The following is a 17,489-nucleotide window of genomic DNA, read 5'->3' on the forward strand; positions in this document are numbered from 1 at the left end:
CGTTACAGCGCCGCGACGACGGCATCGCCCATCGCCGACGTGCCGACCTGCTGGCAACCCGGCGTGACGATGTCGCCCGTGCGATAGCCCTGCTCCAGCACTTTCTTCACGGCGCTTTCGATGCGATCGGCCTGCTCGGCCTTGTTCAGCGAATAACGCAGCATCATCGCGGCCGAGAGAATGGTCGCGAGCGGATTCGCAATGCCCTTGCCCGCGATATCCGGCGCGGAACCGTGCGACGGCTCGTACAGGCCCTTGTTGTTCTTGTCGAGCGACGCCGACGGCAGCATGCCGATCGAGCCCGTCAGCATCGCGGCCTCGTCGGACAGAATGTCGCCGAACATGTTGCCCGTGACGATCACGTCGAACGACTTCGGCGCCTTCACGAGCTGCATCGCCGCGTTATCGACGTACATGTGCGACAGCTCGACGTCCGCGTATTCCTTCGACACGTCGATCATGATGTCCTTCCAGAACTGCGACGTTTCGAGCACGTTCGCCTTGTCGACGGAAGTCAGCTTCTTGCCGCGCTTCTGCGCCGCCTGGAACGCGACGTGCGCGATGCGGCGGATTTCGGGCTCCGCATAGCGCATCGTGTCGAAGCCTTCCTTCGCGCCTTCGAACAGACCGTCCGGCGCCTGGCGCACGCCGCGCGGCTGGCCGAAGTAGATGTCGCCGTTCAGCTCGCGCACGATTAGGATGTCGAGGCCCGACACGATTTCCGGCTTCAGCGACGAAGCGCCCGTCAGCTGCGGATAGCAGATCGCCGGACGGAAGTTCGCGAAGAGCTGCAGATGCTTGCGCAGGCCGAGAATCGCCTGCTCCGGGCGCAGCGAGCGCTCGAGCGAGTCGTATTTCCAGTCGCCGACCGCGCCGAACAGAATCGCGTCCGCTTCCTTCGCGAGCTTCAGCGTGGCTTCCGGCAGCGGATGGCCCGCCGCTTCGTAACCCGCGCCGCCGACGGGCGCCTCTTCCAGCTCGAACTTCTCGCCGAGCACGTTCAGAACCTTGACTGCTTCCTTGACGATTTCCTTGCCGATGCCGTCGCCCGGCAACACTGCGATCTTCATGCGTATTCCTTGTTGATTTCTATCTGGCTTTTATCGGGCGCTTCAACGTGAGCCTGAGCGCGAACGCGCGCTTCAGCGCACGAGGCGGTGATTCAGCCACGGCTGCTTCGCGATGCGCTCCGCCTCGAACTGGCGAATCTTGTCCGCGTGGCGCAGCGTGAGGCCGATGTCGTCGAAGCCGTTCAGCAGACAATACTTGCGAAACGCGGCGACCTCGAACGGATACTCGGTGCCGCCGTCCGTCGTGCGCACGACCTGCTTGTCGAGATCGACGGTCAGCTGGAAGCCGGTGAACGCAAATGTTTCGTTGAACAGATGGTCGACCTGCTGCTCCGTCAGAACGATCGGCAACAGGCCGTTCTTGAAGCAGTTGTTGTAGAAGATGTCCGCGAAGCTCGGCGCGATGATCGCGCGGAAGCCGTACTGTTGCAGCGCCCACGGCGCGTGCTCGCGCGAGCTGCCGCAGCCGAAGTTCTGGCGCGCGAGCAGGACCGACGCGCCTTGATAGCGCGGCTGATTCAGCACGAAATCGGGATTCAGCGGACGCTTCGAGTTGTCCTGACCCGGCTCGCCGTGATCGAGGTAACGCCACTCGTCGAACGCGTTGGGACCGAAGCCCGTGCGCTTGATCGACTTCAGGAACTGCTTCGGAATGATCGCGTCGGTGTCGACGTTCTCGCGATCGAGCGGCGCCACGACGCCGGTGTGTACGATGAATTTTTCCATGACGCTTTCGCCTGTTCGAAGCCGGACGGCGCGCGCTGTGCGCGGCAGGCGCGTCCGGCGAATCAAAAACCGCTTACTTTGCTGCCTTGTCGCTGATCGACCCGCCCAGATGCTGCAGGTCTTCGCCAAAGCCATGCACCGTGTTGCAACCGGCGAGTCCGAGCAGCAGCCCGGCGAGCGTCGCGAGTGCGAATCGGCGCAGAAGTGCGATGCGATCGATGTTCATGTTGCGTGTCATCCCAGCTTGCGAATGTCGACGAAATGCCCTTCGATGGCGGCAGCCGCGGCCATTGCGGGGCTCACGAGGTGCGTGCGTCCGCCCGCACCCTGACGGCCTTCGAAGTTGCGGTTCGACGTGGACGCGCAACGCTCGCCCGGCTCGAGCCGGTCGGCGTTCATCGCGAGACACATCGAACAGCCCGGCTCGCGCCATTCGAAACCGGCGTCGGTGAACACCTTGTCGAGCCCTTCGCGCTCGGCCTGCGCCTTCACGAGACCCGAGCCGGGCACGACCATCGCGAGACGGACGTTCGACGCGACGCGGCGGCCCAGCTTCTTCACGACCCACGCGGCCGCGCGCAGGTCTTCGATGCGCGCGTTCGTGCACGAACCGATGAAGATCTTGTCCGGCTTGATCGATTCGATGGGCAGATTCGGTTCGAGCGCCATGTATTGCAGCGCGCGTTCCATCGCGTCGCGCTTCACCGGGTCTTTCTCTTTCTCCGGATCGGGCACGCGGCCGTCGACAGACGTGACCATTTCGGGCGACGTGCCCCACGTAACCTGCGGCACGATTTCCGCCGCGTTCAGCTCGACCACGCGATCGAAACTCGCGTCCGGGTCGGACTTGAACTGCTTCCAGTACTCGACGGCCTGATCCCATTCGACGCCTTCCGGCGAGAACGGACGGCCCTTCAGGTATTCGATCGTCGTATCGTCGACGGCGACCATGCCGGCGCGCGCGCCCGCTTCGATCGCCATGTTGCAGACGGTCATGCGGCCTTCCATCGACAGCGCGCGAATCGTCGAGCCGCCGAATTCGATTGCGTAGCCCGTGCCGCCCGCCGTGCCGATCTTGCCGATGATCGCGAGCACGATGTCCTTCGCGGTGCAGCCGCGAGGCAACGCGCCTTCGACCTTCACCAGCATGTTCTTGCTCTTCTTCTGCAGCAGCGTCTGCGTGGCCAGCACGTGCTCGACTTCCGACGTGCCGATGCCGTGCGCCAACGCGCCGAACGCGCCGTGCGTCGACGTATGCGAGTCGCCGCAGACGATCGTCATGCCCGGCAGCGTCGCGCCCTGCTCCGGACCGATGATGTGCACGATGCCCTGGCGCAGGTCGTTCATCTTGAACTGCGTGATGCCGAACGAATCGCAGTTCGAGTCGAGCGTGTCGACCTGCAGCTTCGACACGGGATCGGCGATGCCGTGGCTGCGATCCGTGGTGGGAACGTTGTGATCCGACACAGCCAGATTAGCGCTGATGCGCCACACCGGGCGCTGCGCCAGCTTCAGGCCTTCGAACGCCTGCGGGCTGGTCACTTCATGCAGCAGATGACGGTCGATGTAGAGAATTGCCGTACCGTCTTCTTCCGTGTGGATCACGTGCGTGTTCCACAATTTGTCGTAGAGAGTCTGTGCCATGGTATGCGGGGTAGTAATGACAACGGGCAGTTCGTGTCCGGTCGATTATGCCACGCAGTTGGCGCCAGGGGCTCACCAGCCATCGAAAAAACCGATAAAAAACATGGAGTTGGCTGGTAGTGCCGATACCTGTATCGGCACTACCAGCGGTGTGCGTTTTTCTCCCGCTGCGCTTCGCACCTGCCGTTTAGGAGCCACGCGCTCTAGCGCCCGCAGTTCGCTCAGAGGTCGAACCCGAGTTGCGCGCGGCCGAGCGGCGTCAGATCGCTTTCGGTCGCGCGCCCGATGAAGTCCGTTTCGAAGTGATCGGACGGAAAGTCGGGCGGGCTCTCGCCGCGGATGAAGCTCGGCAACTGGCGCTTCAGATACGCCTCGTTCTTCGCGCACCACGGCGCCGACGCGATATACATCACGTTGCTGTAACCGCTACCGCGATGCGCGTCTTCGACGGAATGCACGACGTCGCAGTGCCAGAAGACAACGTCGCCCGGCTGCATGTGGGGAATCGGCGTGACGGCTTCGAGCAGCAACGCGTGCCACTCCCGCTTGATCGACAGCGCGCGCGACGGTTGCGCGCCGCACAACTCGTCGTCGGGAACGTCGTTCTGAAGCGCGCGCAGCAGGATGTAAGACATCGCGTTCGCGATCGGAACCAGTTGCAGCGTGCCGTCGCCGGGGCCTTGCGCGGTCAGCGCCGTCCAGCCCTGGAACGTGCGGAACATCGAGCACACGGCGGGCGACGGAATCTCCTCGGCATCGGGACGGAACGCGGCGTCGTACGCGTCGTATGCGCGCCAGTTGCCCGACAGCACGTGCCGATAGACCTTCCGGTAATTCGGATCGAGCCACCGTTCGACCGAGCCGCCGTCGACGTGCGGCGACAGGCCCAGCGATTCCGAGCCCGGCGGCCGCCGGCGGATACGATCCGCGTAGACAGGCACGCGATCGGGATCGAAATGGCGCTTGCCTTCGCTTTCCGCGCGCCATAGCCGGTTGAGAAACACGCGCGTGTTCGTCAACTGCTCGGACTGGCGCGCGAGCGTCTGAGGCTTCGACCAGTACACGCCGTAGATCTGCGGCTTGCTCGACGCCAGCGTGCCGAAGTATTTGTCCTCCGCGCGATGCGCGAGCCGGTCGTCGAGGTGGTTGCTCGCGACGTATTGTGCGATTTCGTCGTTCCATTCGCTCGCCTGCTGCGGATCGAACACGCGGCGCACGACGCACGCGCCACGCTCCTTAATGCGTGCGACGACGCGCGGATCGACGTCGCCCGATGCAATCGACGCGTAATCGAACACAGGTATCGCCTCCTCGCCGCGCTCGCGCTCGCGCCGGATCGCTTCGACCTGCCGGGCGATCGCGCCTTCGACTTCGCGGAACACCTTCGCATAGTCCGGCAGCGCGTCGCGCAGAGCGCGCTTCGTGCTGCGGATCGCCTCGGGTATGTTGTCGATGATGAGTGGCATGTCATGTCTCCGTTGGACTGATCGTGTACCGCCAGATTAGGCATCTTCGACAGTCACCGGCGATGTAATCCAGCCATTTATCGATACAATTCGGACACGCAGCCAGCACCCTCCGTACCGCGTTATCCAGGACAGCCAGGAGCCGCCGATGAAGCCGCAATACGAACACGTGACGATTCCCGACGGCTGCTCGGTGCGCGTCTATCACCGGCGGCTCGCGCAGATTCCGTTCGAATGGCATCACCATCCGGAATACGAGTTGACGCTGACGCTGAACAGCCGGGGCCGCCGCTTTATCGGCGATCACGTCGACGATTACGCCACCGACGATCTCGTGCTCGTACCGCCCGACATGCCGCACACGTGGGCCTCGACGGCGCCCGTCGATGCGGGGCGTCCGCAGGTGGCGATCGTCGTTTGGTTTAGCGGGGATTGGGCGCGGCGGGTGGCCGACTGCTGCCCGGAGTTTGCGCCGCTTTCCAAGCTGTTGCGGCGCGCAGCGCCGGGCCTGCATTTCGATCCGTCCGCAACGGCGATGATGCGCGGGCAAACCGATGCGCTGCTCGATGCCGAACCGCGCACGCGTCTTGCGGCCGTGCTCGACATACTCGCCCGGCTCGCCGATGCCGATGCGCAGCCGCTCGCGTCGCCGTCGGCGCACACGGGCAAGTCCGACGAGATGGCCTCCGAGGCGGAGCGCCTGAACCGCGTGCTCGATCTCATCGACAGGCGCTTCGACGAGCCGCTGCGCATCGCCGATCTGTGTGCCGTCGCGCATCTTTCCGAGCGCTCGCTGCATCGTCATTTCATGCTGCACGTCGGCGAAAGCGTGGGCCGCTATCTGAGCCGCGTGCGCATCGGTTACGCATCGCGTCAACTGACGGCGACGACGTGGCCCGTTTCAGTGATCGCGACGAAAGCGGGTATTCCGAATCTCGCCAATTTCAATCGTCAGTTCCTCGCGGCGCGCGGCATGACGCCGAGCGCGTGGCGCCAGTTCTTCGAAACGCACGGACATGCGCCCGCCGGCGCGCCACAGCCCCCGCTCGATGTGCGCCCGCCGTCGCTGGAGCGGACCAGCAGGCACAAAGGAATCGGGCGCGCAAAATAAAACACCCCAACGGCGAACCGTTGAGGTGTTTCTGCGATGCGTTTGACGCGTGCTCGAGGCGCTAGCGCGCCCGTTGCTTAGCGCTTGGCGATCGGCTTTGCTTCACGCAGCGTTTCGCCGATGAAGAGCTGACGCGGACGGCCGATCTTCTGCTCGGGATCGGCGATCATTTCGTTCCACTGCGCGATCCAGCCGACGGTACGCGCCATCGCGAAGATGCACGTGAACATCGACGTCGGGATGCCCAGCGCGCGCTGAACGATGCCCGAGTAGAAATCGACGTTCGGGTACAGCTTGCGCGACACGAAGTATTCGTCTTCCAGCGCGATCTTTTCGAGTGCCATCGCGAGCTTGAACAGCGGGTCGTCGTGCAGGCCCAGTTCGTTCAGCACTTCGTGGCACGTTTCGCGCATCAGCTTCGCGCGCGGATCGTAGTTCTTGTACACGCGGTGGCCGAAGCCCATCAGCTTCACGCCCGAGTTCTTGTCCTTCACCTGCTTGATGAACTCAGGAATGTTGTCGACCGAGCCGATTTCTTCGAGCATGTTCAGCGCGGCTTCGTTCGCGCCGCCGTGCGCCGGGCCCCACAGACAGGCGATACCGGCCGCGATACACGCGAACGGATTCGCGCCCGACGAACCGGCGAGACGCACCGTCGACGTCGACGCGTTCTGCTCGTGGTCTGCGTGCAGGATCAGGATGCGGTCCAGCGCGCGGACCAGCACTTCGTTGACCTTGTACTCTTCGCACGGGTTCGAGAACATCATGCGCATGAAGTTCGCGCTGTACGACAGATTGTTCTGCGGATACACGAACGGCTGGCCGATCGAGTACTTGTAGGCCATCGCGACCAGCGTCGGCAGCTTCGCGATCATGCGGATCGCGGAAACTTCACGGTGACGCGGGTTATTGATGTCGAGCGAGTCGTGGTAGAACGCCGACAGCGCGCCGACTGCGGCGACGAGAATCGCCATCGGGTGCGCGTCGCGGCGGAAACCGCGGAAGAAGAACTGCATCTGCTCGTGAACCATCGTATGGTTCGTGACCGTCTTCACGAACTCGTCCTTCTGCGCCTGGTTCGGCAGGTCGCCCTTCAGCAGCAGGTAGCACGTTTCGAGGAAGTCAGCGTTTTGCGCGAGATTGTCGATCGGGAAGCCGCGATAGAGCAGCTCGCCCTTGTCGCCGTCGATGTAGGTGATCGCCGAGTTGCACGACGCCGTCGACATGAAGCCCGGATCATACGTGAACTTGCCGGTTTGACCGTACAGCTTACGGATGTCGATCACGTCCGGGCCCATCGAACCCTTGTAAATCGGCATTTCAACGCTCGGCGAGTTGTCGCTGAACGATAGCGTGGCTTTAACATCTGACGGGGTCATAGCACATCCTCAATCGAAAGTATGGAAACAGGGTTTCGACAATTGCACGCCTGGATCAAACTTGTCTGCGCACCTGTGACGCTCACACAGTGCGCAGCATCTCCAGCACTCGCGCGACGTCGGCGTCGGCGAGGTCGCCTTCTGGTTCCTTGCGTGCGAGAAGCAAGTCCATCAGGTCGTTATCGCTCAGTTCGAGCAGGCGCGTGAGCGCGCCTACGTCCGCATCACTGAGGTCATGCTCATATCGGCTGAAAAAACGCTCGAAGATCAGATCGTTTTCCAGCAGGCCGCGCCGCGCGCGCCAGCGGAGACGCGCGCGGCGTAGAGGGTCGGACTGATGCGGTGATCCGTCCATCTCAGACAGCGCGGCGAACCATCAATTCCTTGATCTTGCCGATCGCTTTCGTCGGATTGAGGCCCTTCGGGCACACGTCGACGCAGTTCATGATCGTATGGCAACGGAACAGACGGTACGGATCTTCCAGGTTGTCGAGACGCTCGCCCGTCGCCTGATCGCGGCTGTCCGCGATGAAGCGATAGGCTTGCAGCAGGCCCGCCGGGCCGACGAACTTGTCCGGGTTCCACCAGAAGCTCGGGCACGACGTCGAGCAGCTGGCGCACAGGATGCACTCGTACAGGCCGTCGAGCTCATCGCGCTCTTCCGGCGACTGCAGACGTTCCTTTTCCGGCGGCGGCGTATCGTTGATCAGGTACGGCTTGATCGAGTGATACTGGTTGAAGAACTGCGTGAAGTCGCAGATCAGGTCGCGCACGACGGGCAGGCCCGGCAGCGGACGCAGCACGATCTTCTGCGGCAGGTCGTTCAGGTTCGTCAGGCAGGCAAGACCGTTCTTGCCGTTGATGTTCATCGCGTCCGAACCGCACACGCCTTCGCGGCACGAACGGCGGAACGACAGCGTTTCGTCCAGTGCCTTCAGCTTGACGAGCGCGTCCAGCAGCATGCGCTCGTGCGAGTCGATTTCGATCTCGTACGTCTGCATGCGCGGCGCTGCGTCCTTGTCCGGGTCGTAGCGGTAGATTTCAAAAGTACGCTTGGCCATTTCTCAGATCCTTTGATGTGCCTTAGAAGGTACGCGCTTTCGGCGGCACCGATTCGACGGTCAGCGGCTGCATGTGAACCGGCTTGTAGTCGAGGCGATCGCCTTCGCTGAACCACAGCGTATGGCGCAGCCAGTTTTCGTCGTCGCGATGTTCGAAGTCGCTCTGCGCGTGCGCGCCGCGGCTTTCCTTGCGAGCCTCCGCCGACACCATCGTCGCGCGCGCCACTTCGATCAGGTTCTCCACTTCGAGCGCTTCGACGCGCGCGGTGTTGAACACTTTCGACTTGTCCTTCAGATGGACGTGAGCCGCGCGTTCCTTCAGTTCCTTCATCTTGTCCACGCCTTCGGCCAGCAGCTTCGACGTGCGGAACACACCTGCATGCGCCTGCATCGTCGAGCGGATGTCGCCCGCGACAACCTGCGCGTATTCACCGGAGCTGGAGTTGTCGAGCTTCGCGAGACGCGACAGCGCGAAGTCGGCAGCGTCGGCCGGCAGCGGCTTGTGTTCCTTGATTTCCTTCACGTGCTTGACGATGTGGTTGCCGGCGGCACGGCCGAACACCACGAGGTCGAGCAGCGAGTTCGTGCCCAGGCGGTTCGCGCCGTGGACCGACACGCACGAGCATTCGCCGACGGCATAGAAGCCGTTGACGGGCTCTTCGTGACCCTTCGACGTACCCACGACCTGGCCGTGGATGTTCGTCGGAATGCCGCCCATCTGGTAGTGGATGGTCGGCACGACGGGGATCGGCTCCTTGATGCAGTCGACGTTCGCGAACTTCAGCGCGATTTCGCGGATCGACGGCAGACGCTTCATGATCGTCTCAGCGCCGATGTGCGACAGGTCGAGCAGCACGTGGTCCTTGTTCGGACCGACGCCACGGCCTTCCTTGATTTCCTGGTCCATCGAGCGCGAAACGAAGTCGCGCGGCGCCAGATCCTTCAGCGTCGGCGCGTAGCGCTCCATGAAGCGCTCGCCGTTCGAGTTGCGCAGAATGCCGCCTTCGCCGCGCACGCCTTCCGTGATCAGCACGCCCGCGCCCGCCACGCCCGTCGGATGGAATTGCCAGAACTCCATGTCCTGCAGCGCGATGCCCGAGCGGGCCGCCATGCCGAGGCCGTCGCCCGTGTTGATGAACGCGTTCGTCGATGCCGCGAAGATTCGGCCGGCGCCGCCCGTGGCGAACAGCGTCGTCTTGCCTTCGAGGATGTAGACGTCGCCCGTTTCCATTTCGAGCGCGGTCACGCCGAGCACGTCGCCGTCGGCGTCGCGGATCAGGTCCAGCGCCATCCATTCGACGAAGAACGTCGTCTTGGCCGCGACGTTCTGCTGATACAGCGTGTGCAGCAGCGCGTGGCCGGTACGGTCAGCCGCTGCGCAAGCGCGCTGCACGGGCTTTTCGCCGTAATTCGCGGTGTGGCCGCCGAACGGGCGCTGATAGATCGTGCCGTCCGCGTTGCGGTCGAACGGCATGCCGAAGTGTTCCAGTTCGTACACTGCGTTCGGCGCTTCGCGGCACATGAACTCGATCGCGTCCTGGTCGCCGAGCCAGTCGGAGCCCTTGATAGTGTCGTAGAAGTGATAGTGCCAGTTGTCTTCGCTCATGTTGCCGAGCGATGCGCCGATGCCGCCTTGAGCAGCGACCGTGTGCGAGCGCGTCGGGAAGACCTTCGACAGCACGCAGACCGAAAGACCGGCGCGCGCGAGTTGCAGCGAGGCGCGCATCCCGGAGCCGCCTGCGCCGACGATGACCACGTCGAAGCGGCGACGCGGCAGAGAATTCTTGATTGCAGCCATTCTTTTACACTCTCCAGAGAATCTGCGCAGCGTAGCCCGCGCAAGCGAGCAGCCAGACGATCGTCAACGCTTGAAGCAGAAGGCGCGTGCCAACGGGCTTGACGTAGTCCATCCAGATGTCGCGCACGCCCACCCAGGCGTGATAGAACAGCGACAGCAGCGTCACGAATGTGGCGAGCTTCATCCACTGCGTAGCGAAGATCGCGGCCCAGCCGTCGTAAGAGAATGCCTGCGCGCCGAAGAACCAGCACAGCAGGATGATGGTGTAGACGGCCATGATGACGGCCGTGACGCGCTGTGCGAGCCAGTCGCGCAGACCGTAGTGAGCGCCGACGACGAGGCGCTTCGAGCCAACACGGTTATTAGCTGACATTTTTTTAGAATGCTCCGAACAGTTTGAGCGCGAATGCAATCGTCAACACCGACGACACGACGAACACGACGATCGACGTGTTCTTGCCGCGTTCCTTCGACACTGCGTCATGGTTCATGTCCATCAACAGGTGACGGACGCCGGCGCAGAAGTGGAACAGGAAGGCCCACGCGAGAACGAGCGTGATGAGCTTGACGATGATGTTGGACAGGAAGCCCTTGAAAACTTCGAAACTGAGTTCAGATGTGAGACTCTGATCGAAGAGGTACAGCAGGAACGGAAGGAAGATGAAGAGCAGTCCACCGCTCAAGCGGTGAAGAATCGACACGCGCCCCGCGAGAGGAAGACGATACGACGTCAATATCTGCCCGATACCGATGTTCCGGAATTCCGGCCTCGGTTTTTTTACGGCTTCAGCCATGCTAGACCCCTACTATGTAGTCACACTAATCCGCAATTTTAGCGCCTTTTTATTTCGCGCTGCAGCGAAACCCCGCACAAGACAGCGTTACGCCACGCGCACGTAAAGGCACCGGCACGCCTCGCCGCAAGCCCGCGGCAAAGCTGCTTCGCTCAACTCAAGTCGTTCTGATAGTAATACCCGGTTGTGACATACCATCCTCGTCGAACTTCGACGGGACGGTCTCCATAGGTATAGGACACGCGCTCCACGGATAACAGCGGAAATCCCGTCGGCACATGCAGCAGATCTGCAACGGCCGGGTCCGCGGCGACGGCGCGAATCTTCTCCGATGCGCGGATCATCCGCGTGCCGAACTCCGTTTCGAACATCGCATAGAGCGGCCCCTTGTACTCCGACAGGCGCTCGAGCGTCAGCCCGCGGAACACGCCGCCCGGCAGCCAGATTTCGTCGAGCACGGTGTCTTCGCCGTCGAAGGTCAGGAGACGCTTGATCAGCACGACGGGATCGGCCGGCTTCAGATCCAGTTGCCGCGCGATTTCCGCCGACGCGCGCAGACGCCGGCATTCGAGCAACCGGCTGATATGTGGATGCTCGGCGCCGTCGTCGGCGAGAAGGCGCAGGAAGCGGAACTGGGCGCGGTCTTCGTTGTGCGTGGCAACAAACGTGCCTTTGCCCTGGCGGCGCACCAGCAGGTTGTCGGCGGCAAGTTCGTCGATCGCCTTGCGCACGGTGCCCTGGCTGACCTTGTAACGCGCGGCCAGCTCGACTTCACTTGGAATGATCTCGCCGGGCTTCCATTCGCCCGACTCGAGACTCTGCGTGATGAGCGCCTTGATCTGCTGATAAAGAGGACTGAAGGTCGGCGATGGAGCCGGCGTGGAGACAGGCGCGGCGTCACCCGCGCCGGACGCGCCGGGAGGGTTTGCTGTGCTGGCCTGGTTCGAATTCATGCGCGCATTTCAACACAAAGCGCCTCATGCCGTCCAGATTTTTTGCCGCAATAATTATGTCTTATATAAGACATAAGATACTGTTGACTTTGTGCGCCCCGAATCCTACACTCCTTGTCGAGCAAGGGTTTGCGGGTAGTGCCACGCATTTTTGACAGCGCTTCGTGTCAACAGCGTGATGCACTGAAGGCCACCCTGCATCACGCCGTTCCCTCACGCAGTCCAGGTTTCGCTTCGCCCTGCATTGCCCGGCATGCGCCGTCAATGCCCGCCGAAACGCGCTGTTTGCAGGAGCCCGCGCCATGCAGCGGTCACGTCCGGCATCGCCGCGAGGCGAGCCTCGCCAGCATCCCCCGTTCCCCGCGCTCGGCAGCATCGATTATCCGGCATGGCGGTTTCGCCGGCGGCGTGCCTTCTGGCCTTCTCGTGAACGCCCGCAAGGCTCGCGCAGCGAATTCGCCGTGCTTAAACCACGCTTCGCGTAACGCGCATATAGAATGGCGTTTTCCCTAGCGTTCAACGCATCGTCCTGGAGATTTCTCAATGGCTAAGCCCGCAAAGCGCGTTGCCGTCACTGGCGCCGCAGGTCAAATCGGTTACTCCCTGCTGTTCCGTATCGCCAATGGCGACATGCTCGGCAAGGACCAGCCGGTCATCCTGCAGTTGCTGGACCTGCCGCAAGCGCAAGCCGCCGTCAAAGGCGTCGTGATGGAACTCGAAGACTGCGCGTTCCCGCTGCTCGCGGGTGTCGTGGTGACTGACGATCCCAAGGTCGCGTTCAAGGATGCCGACGTCGCACTGCTGGTCGGCGCGCGTCCGCGTTCGAAAGGCATGGAGCGCAAAGACCTGCTGTCGGCGAACGCCGAAATCTTCACGGTTCAGGGCAAGGCGCTGAACGAAGTCGCTAGCCGCGACGTGAAGGTGCTGGTCGTCGGCAACCCGGCGAACACGAACGCGTACATCGCAATGAAGTCGGCACCCGATCTGCCGAAGAAGAACTTCACGGCCATGCTGCGCCTCGACCACAACCGCGCGCTGTCGCAACTCGCCGCGAAGTCGGGCAAGCCCGTTTCGTCGATCGAAAAACTCGTCGTGTGGGGCAACCACTCGCCGACGATGTACCCGGACTTCCGCGTCGCAACGGCCGAGGGCAAGGACCTGACGAAGCTGATCAACGACGACGAATGGAATCGCAACACGTTCATCCCGACGGTCGGCAAGCGCGGCGCGGCGATCATCGAAGCGCGCGGCCTGTCGTCGGCGGCTTCGGCGGCCAACGCGGCGATCGACCACGTGCGTGACTGGGTGCTCGGTACGAACGGCAAGTGGGTGACGATGGGCATTCCGTCGGACGGCTCGTACGGCATCCCCGAAGACATCGTCTACGGCGTGGCCGTGACGTGCGAAAACGGCGAGTACAAGCGTGTCGAAGGCCTGTCGATCGACGCGTTCTCGCGCGAGAAGATGGACAACACGCTGAACGAGCTGCTCGAAGAGCGCGACGGCGTTCAGCACCTGCTCGGCTAATCGCCGGATGCAGACACGAACCGGGACTCCGTTGCAGCGCGGCGGGTTCCGGTTTTTTACGTCCGATCTCTTGCATGACGCTCTGCGCGGCAGACGGCATGCGGCAGATCGCAACTGATCCGAACGCGTTTTGATTCATCCGCCTGTTCGACCTGCTTCGACGCGGGCCGAAAACGGACAGAACGCGTCCGAATCAGAATTTTCAAACACGCTCCCGACGCCGACAATGCGCGCACTGACTCCCGCCGAAGTCCTGTTTGACGGCGAAGCGCCGCCTGCTGTGCTGCCTGCCTGCGATCACTACGCGGGCAGCGAAAAGCTGATGCTCAAATCGCTCGCGTTGCAGCAGCAGCTCGGGCCTGTCTTCGATGTCACGCTCGATTGCGAAGACGGCGCGCAAGTGGGCCGAGAGGCGGAGCATGCCGAGCTCGTCGCATCGCTCGTCGGTGGCGAGCACGACCGGTTCGGCCGCGTCGGCGTGCGCATTCACGATTTCAACCACGCGCACTGGCGCGACGACGTGCGCCTCATCCTGCGCGCCGCAAAGGGCGCCCCTGCCTACATCACGCTGCCGAAAATCCGCAACGTGCCCGATGCCGCCGAAATGTGCGCGTTCATCGAGGCCACGCGGCGCGAGCTTGGCATCGCGAAGCCCGTCCCCGTCCATTTGCTGATCGAAACGCACGGCGCGCTCGCGCGCGTGTTCGATCTCGCCGCACTGCCGGGCGTCGAGGCACTGAGCTTCGGCCTGATGGACTTCGTGTCCGCGCATGACGGCGCGATTCCCGACAGCGCGATGCGCTCGCCGGGCCAGTTCGATCACCCCCTCGTGCGGCGCGCGAAGCTCGAGATTTCGGCGGCTTGTCATGCGCATGGCAAGGTGCCGTCGCACAACGTATCGACGGAAGTGCGCGATATGGACGTGGTCGCGAACGATGCGCTGCGTGCCCGCAACGAATTCGGCTACACGCGCATGTGGAGCATTCACCCCGCGCAGATTCCTGCGATCGTGTCGGCCTTTGCGCCGCGCGACGAAGAGATCGCGACGGCGACGGAGATCCTGCTCGCCGCGCAATCGACGCAATGGGGCCCGACGCGCCATCGCGACTCGCTGCACGATCGCGCGAGCTATCGCTATTACTGGTCGGTGCTGCGCCGCGCCCGCTCGACGGGCCGCGCGGTGCCCGCCGAAGCCGCGCCGCTTTTCGGGCCGAACGACATGCCCGCGACGAAGGAGTCCGCATCATGAGCACGACCGCACAACCGTCCGCGGGCGCCGCGTTTCGCGCGGCCGTGGCCGCCGAAAAGCCGTTGCAGATCGTCGGCGCGATCAACGCGAATCACGCGCTGCTCGCGCAACGCGCGGGCTTCAAGGCGATCTACGTGTCGGGCGGCGGTGTCGCGGCCGGCTCGCTGGGCTTGCCCGATCTCGGCATTTCGACGCTCGACGACGTGTTGACCGACGTGCGCCGCATCACCGACGTATGCGATCTGCCGCTGCTCGTCGATGTCGATACGGGCTTCGGCCCGTCGGCGTTCAACATCGCGCGCACCGTGAAGGCGCTCACGAAAGCGGGCGCGGGCGCGATGCACATCGAAGACCAGGTCGGCGCGAAACGCTGCGGACACCGGCCGGGCAAGGCGATCGTGTCGCAAGCGGAAATGGTCGACCGCATCAAGGCAGCCGTCGACGCGCGCACCGATTCGAACTTCGTCATCATGGCGCGCACGGATGCGCTCGCCGTCGAAGGCTTGCAGTCGGCCATCGACCGCGCGGCGGCATGCGTCGAAGCGGGCGCGGACATGATCTTCCCCGAAGCGATGACGGAGCTCGGCATGTACAAGCAGTTCGCGCAGGCCGTGAAGGTGCCCATCCTCGCGAACATCACCGAGTTCGGGGCGACGCCGCTCTTTACCGTCGAAGAACTGCGCGGCGCGGACGTGTCGCTGGTGCTGTATCCGCTGTCGGCGTTCCGCGCGATGAACAAGGCCGCTGAAAACGTTTACACGGCCATCCGCCGCGACGGCACGCAAAAGGCCGTCGTCGAGACGATGCAGACGCGGGCCGAACTGTACGACCGCATCGGCTATCACGCGTACGAGCAGAAGCTCGACGCGCTGTTCAGCCAGAACGCGCAGAAAAACGGGCAAGACGACTAACGCAAGCGGCACCTCAAGGAGACCTCTGGCATGAGCGATACGACGCAAGCGGCTGCACCCGAAACGACAAGCGGCTTCAAGCCGAAGAAATCCGTGGCCCTGTCGGGCGTGACGGCGGGCAACACCGCGCTGTGCACGGTCGGCAAGACGGGCAACGACCTGCACTATCGCGGCTACGACATTCTCGACATCGCGGGCGCGTGCGAATTCGAAGAGGTCGCGTATCTGCTCGTGCACGGCAAGCTGCCGAACGTCGCCGAACTCGCTGCGTACAAGACGAAGCTGAAAGCGTTGCGCGGGCTGCCCGCGAACGTGAAGGCCGTGCTCGAATGGATTCCCGCCGCCGCGCATCCGATGGACGTGATGCGCACGGGCGTCTCCGCGCTGGGCACGGTGCTGCCGGAGAAGGACGATCACAATCTCGCGGGCGCGCGCGACATCGCCGACAAGCTGATGGCCTCGCTCGGCTCGATGCTGCTGTACTGGTATCACTATTCGCACAACGGCAAGCGGATCGAAGTCGAAACCGACGACGATTCGATCGGCGGCCACTTCCTGCATCTGCTGCACGGCGTGGAGCCGTCGAAGTCGTGGGTCGACGCGATGCACGTGTCGCTGAACCTGTACGCGGAGCACGAATTCAACGCGTCGACGTTCACGGGCCGCGTGATCGCGGGCACGGGCTCGGACATCTATTCAGCCGTCACGGGCGCGATCGGCGCGCTGCGCGGGCCGAAGCACGGCGGCGCGAACGAGGCCGCGTTCGAGATCCAGTCGCGCTACCAGACGCCGGATGAAGCAGAAGCCGACATCCGCCGCCGCGTCGAGAACAAGGAAGTCGTGACCGGCTTCGGCCACCCGGTGTACACGATCTCCGATCCGCGCAACAAGGTGATCAAGGACGTGGCGAAGAAGCTGTCGAAGGAAGCGTCGAACATGAAGATGTTCGACATCGCCGAGCGGCTCGAGACGGTCATGCGGGACGTCAAGAAGATGTTCCCGAACCTCGACTGGTTCAGCGCGGTGTCGTATCACATGATGGGCGTGCCGACGGCAATGTTCACGCCGCTGTTCGTGATTTCGCGCACGTCCGGCTGGGCCGCGCACATCATCGAACAGCGCATCGACAACAAGATCATTCGGCCGAGCGCGAACTACACGGGTCCGGAGAATTTGAAATTCGTGGCGCTAAATAGGAGAAAATAGCGTCCGCTGTGCGCTCCGGGGGTGCGTACAGCCCCCGGCGGTTGCGATGTTGCGGCCGTGCACTGTTTAAACTTTGACATTCGATAGAAAGGTTCTCTCCCATGAAAAAACTGCTGATCGCTACCGTTATTGGCGCTCTGTCCTCGACGCTGCTGGTGACGGCGCCCAGCGCGTTCGCACAATCGACGACGACGACCCACGCCAAGCCGAAGGCACCGCAGCCGAAGCGCCTGTTCAAGCGCAAGGCCAATCCTGCCAAGGAAGCGAAGGTCGATCCCGTGCCGGAAGGTTCGGAGAAGTGGTCGTGCAACGAGGGTCTCGCGTTCGACCTGAAGGGCGACATGAAGCGCGACCAGATCGTGACCGTCCACTGGGCCAACAAGAACTACAACCTGCCGCGTGAAGCGACGACGACTGGCGCAGACCGCTTCCACGACGCCGCAAGCGGCATGGACCTCGTCGTGATCCCGACCAAGGCGATGCTGTTCTCGGACAAGGACAGCTCGCGCCTTGCCGACGAGTGCAAGACGGCGGCCATGGTGCAAGGCTCGCCGGCTCCGACGCAGTCGAACGCCATCAACAAGGCCCAGTAAG

General features: G+C 63.1%; 18 protein-coding genes. 6 read left to right on the top strand and 12 right to left on the bottom strand.

Features of this window, described 5'->3' with window-relative positions; genetic code table 11:
* Positions 1-2: 2 nt before the first annotated feature.
* From leuB to BN2476_RS18720, 5 genes are all read right to left on the bottom strand, one after another.
* A complete protein-coding gene (leuB, locus tag BN2476_RS18700; RefSeq protein ID WP_087735653.1) occupies positions 3-1,070 on the bottom strand; it encodes a 3-isopropylmalate dehydrogenase in 1,068 nt (355 codons plus the stop codon).
* A gap of 72 nt (positions 1,071-1,142) precedes the next feature.
* Positions 1,143-1,796: a 3-isopropylmalate dehydratase small subunit gene (leuD, locus tag BN2476_RS18705; protein WP_087735654.1), complete on the bottom strand. Its 654-nt coding sequence runs from the start codon at positions 1,794-1,796 to the stop codon at positions 1,143-1,145.
* Positions 1,797-1,869: 73 nt separating this feature from the next.
* On the bottom strand, positions 1,870-2,034 hold the full coding sequence (locus BN2476_RS18710; RefSeq protein ID WP_087735655.1) for an entericidin A/B family lipoprotein: 165 nt from the start codon (positions 2,032-2,034) through the stop codon (positions 1,870-1,872).
* Complete coding sequence (gene leuC / locus BN2476_RS18715; protein ID WP_087735656.1) at positions 2,031-3,440, bottom strand: 3-isopropylmalate dehydratase large subunit; 1,410 nt, start codon at positions 3,438-3,440, stop codon at positions 2,031-2,033. Before leuC ends, BN2476_RS18710 begins: the two co-directional genes overlap by 4 nt.
* A gap of 221 nt (positions 3,441-3,661) precedes the next feature.
* Positions 3,662-4,906 carry a DUF1479 domain-containing protein gene (locus BN2476_RS18720; protein WP_087735657.1) on the bottom strand — a complete coding sequence of 415 codons (1,245 nt, stop codon included), beginning with the start codon at positions 4,904-4,906 and terminating at the stop codon, positions 3,662-3,664.
* A gap of 148 nt (positions 4,907-5,054) precedes the next feature.
* On the opposite strand from BN2476_RS18720, the gene BN2476_RS18725 reads away from it, so the two are divergent.
* A complete protein-coding gene (locus tag BN2476_RS18725; RefSeq protein WP_087735658.1) occupies positions 5,055-6,017 on the top strand; it encodes a helix-turn-helix domain-containing protein in 963 nt (320 codons plus the stop codon).
* 77 nt (positions 6,018-6,094) lie between these two features.
* Here the strand turns inward: BN2476_RS18725 and gltA are convergent, their stop codons facing one another.
* The 7 genes from gltA to BN2476_RS18760 all read right to left on the bottom strand — a co-directional run bounded on the left by gltA (position 6,095) and on the right by BN2476_RS18760 (position 12,002).
* Positions 6,095-7,396 carry a citrate synthase gene (gene gltA, locus BN2476_RS18730; protein ID WP_087735659.1) on the bottom strand — a complete coding sequence of 434 codons (1,302 nt, stop codon included), beginning with the start codon at positions 7,394-7,396 and terminating at the stop codon, positions 6,095-6,097.
* Between the two features lie 82 nt (positions 7,397-7,478).
* Positions 7,479-7,751 (bottom strand): FAD assembly factor SdhE, encoded by a 273-nt coding sequence (locus BN2476_RS18735; protein ID WP_087735660.1) that lies wholly within the window; start codon positions 7,749-7,751, stop codon positions 7,479-7,481.
* A 1-nt stretch (position 7,752) separates the two neighbouring features.
* On the bottom strand, positions 7,753-8,457 hold the full coding sequence (locus BN2476_RS18740) for a succinate dehydrogenase iron-sulfur subunit (protein ID WP_008924387.1): 705 nt from the start codon (positions 8,455-8,457) through the stop codon (positions 7,753-7,755).
* A 22-nt stretch (positions 8,458-8,479) separates the two neighbouring features.
* On the bottom strand, positions 8,480-10,255 hold the full coding sequence (gene sdhA / locus BN2476_RS18745) for a succinate dehydrogenase flavoprotein subunit (protein ID WP_087735661.1): 1,776 nt from the start codon (positions 10,253-10,255) through the stop codon (positions 8,480-8,482).
* A 4-nt stretch (positions 10,256-10,259) separates the two neighbouring features.
* On the bottom strand, positions 10,260-10,628 hold the full coding sequence (gene sdhD, locus BN2476_RS18750) for a succinate dehydrogenase, hydrophobic membrane anchor protein (RefSeq protein WP_087735662.1): 369 nt from the start codon (positions 10,626-10,628) through the stop codon (positions 10,260-10,262).
* Positions 10,629-10,632: 4 nt separating this feature from the next.
* Positions 10,633-11,049 (bottom strand): succinate dehydrogenase, cytochrome b556 subunit, encoded by a 417-nt coding sequence (gene sdhC, locus BN2476_RS18755; protein ID WP_087735663.1) that lies wholly within the window; start codon positions 11,047-11,049, stop codon positions 10,633-10,635.
* A gap of 152 nt (positions 11,050-11,201) precedes the next feature.
* Positions 11,202-12,002, bottom strand: coding sequence for a GntR family transcriptional regulator (locus tag BN2476_RS18760; RefSeq protein WP_087735664.1), 801 nt, complete (start codon positions 12,000-12,002; stop codon positions 11,202-11,204).
* Between the two features lie 543 nt (positions 12,003-12,545).
* Between BN2476_RS18760 and BN2476_RS18765 the strand changes: the two genes are divergently transcribed.
* The 5 genes from BN2476_RS18765 to BN2476_RS18785 all read left to right on the top strand — a co-directional run bounded on the left by BN2476_RS18765 (position 12,546) and on the right by BN2476_RS18785 (position 17,488).
* Positions 12,546-13,529 carry a malate dehydrogenase gene (locus tag BN2476_RS18765; RefSeq protein ID WP_087735665.1) on the top strand — a complete coding sequence of 328 codons (984 nt, stop codon included), beginning with the start codon at positions 12,546-12,548 and terminating at the stop codon, positions 13,527-13,529.
* 226 nt (positions 13,530-13,755) lie between these two features.
* Entirely contained in the window at positions 13,756-14,778 is a 1,023-nt protein-coding gene (locus BN2476_RS18770; RefSeq protein WP_087735666.1) for an HpcH/HpaI aldolase/citrate lyase family protein, read from the top strand.
* A complete protein-coding gene (gene prpB, locus BN2476_RS18775; protein WP_087735667.1) occupies positions 14,775-15,689 on the top strand; it encodes a methylisocitrate lyase in 915 nt (304 codons plus the stop codon). Before BN2476_RS18770 ends, prpB begins: the two co-directional genes overlap by 4 nt.
* 30 nt (positions 15,690-15,719) lie before the next feature.
* Positions 15,720-16,895 carry a bifunctional 2-methylcitrate synthase/citrate synthase gene (gene prpC / locus BN2476_RS18780; protein ID WP_087735668.1) on the top strand — a complete coding sequence of 392 codons (1,176 nt, stop codon included), beginning with the start codon at positions 15,720-15,722 and terminating at the stop codon, positions 16,893-16,895.
* Between the two features lie 101 nt (positions 16,896-16,996).
* The gene (locus BN2476_RS18785; protein ID WP_087735669.1) at positions 16,997-17,488 is read left to right on the top strand and encodes a hypothetical protein; all 492 of its coding nucleotides are present in this window, start codon (positions 16,997-16,999) and stop codon (positions 17,486-17,488) included.
* Position 17,489: the final 1 nt, after the last annotated feature.

The organism is Paraburkholderia piptadeniae (genome assembly GCF_900007165.1).
Classification (GTDB): Bacteria; Pseudomonadota; Gammaproteobacteria; order Burkholderiales; family Burkholderiaceae; genus Paraburkholderia; species Paraburkholderia piptadeniae.

Coding starts and splice junctions, on each gene's coding strand:
- leuC (WP_087735656.1), bottom strand. CDS start 3,440: ATGGCACAGACTCTCTACGACAAATTGTGGAACACGCACGTGATCCAC.
- BN2476_RS18740 (WP_008924387.1), bottom strand. CDS start 8,457: ATGGCCAAGCGTACTTTTGAAATCTACCGCTACGACCCGGACAAGGAC.
- leuB (WP_087735653.1), bottom strand. CDS start 1,070: ATGAAGATCGCAGTGTTGCCGGGCGACGGCATCGGCAAGGAAATCGTC.
- leuD (WP_087735654.1), bottom strand. CDS start 1,796: ATGGAAAAATTCATCGTACACACCGGCGTCGTGGCGCCGCTCGATCGC.
- BN2476_RS18710 (WP_087735655.1), bottom strand. CDS start 2,034: ATGACACGCAACATGAACATCGATCGCATCGCACTTCTGCGCCGATTC.
- sdhA (WP_087735661.1), bottom strand. CDS start 10,255: ATGGCTGCAATCAAGAATTCTCTGCCGCGTCGCCGCTTCGACGTGGTC.
- sdhD (WP_087735662.1), bottom strand. CDS start 10,628: ATGTCAGCTAATAACCGTGTTGGCTCGAAGCGCCTCGTCGTCGGCGCT.
- BN2476_RS18720 (WP_087735657.1), bottom strand. CDS start 4,906: ATGCCACTCATCATCGACAACATACCCGAGGCGATCCGCAGCACGAAG.
- sdhC (WP_087735663.1), bottom strand. CDS start 11,049: ATGGCTGAAGCCGTAAAAAAACCGAGGCCGGAATTCCGGAACATCGGT.
- prpB (WP_087735667.1), top strand. CDS start 14,775: ATGAGCACGACCGCACAACCGTCCGCGGGCGCCGCGTTTCGCGCGGCC.
- prpC (WP_087735668.1), top strand. CDS start 15,720: ATGAGCGATACGACGCAAGCGGCTGCACCCGAAACGACAAGCGGCTTC.
- BN2476_RS18735 (WP_087735660.1), bottom strand. CDS start 7,751: ATGGACGGATCACCGCATCAGTCCGACCCTCTACGCCGCGCGCGTCTC.
- BN2476_RS18725 (WP_087735658.1), top strand. CDS start 5,055: ATGAAGCCGCAATACGAACACGTGACGATTCCCGACGGCTGCTCGGTG.
- BN2476_RS18765 (WP_087735665.1), top strand. CDS start 12,546: ATGGCTAAGCCCGCAAAGCGCGTTGCCGTCACTGGCGCCGCAGGTCAA.
- BN2476_RS18760 (WP_087735664.1), bottom strand. CDS start 12,002: ATGAATTCGAACCAGGCCAGCACAGCAAACCCTCCCGGCGCGTCCGGC.
- gltA (WP_087735659.1), bottom strand. CDS start 7,396: ATGACCCCGTCAGATGTTAAAGCCACGCTATCGTTCAGCGACAACTCG.
- BN2476_RS18785 (WP_087735669.1), top strand. CDS start 16,997: ATGAAAAAACTGCTGATCGCTACCGTTATTGGCGCTCTGTCCTCGACG.
- BN2476_RS18770 (WP_087735666.1), top strand. CDS start 13,756: ATGCGCGCACTGACTCCCGCCGAAGTCCTGTTTGACGGCGAAGCGCCG.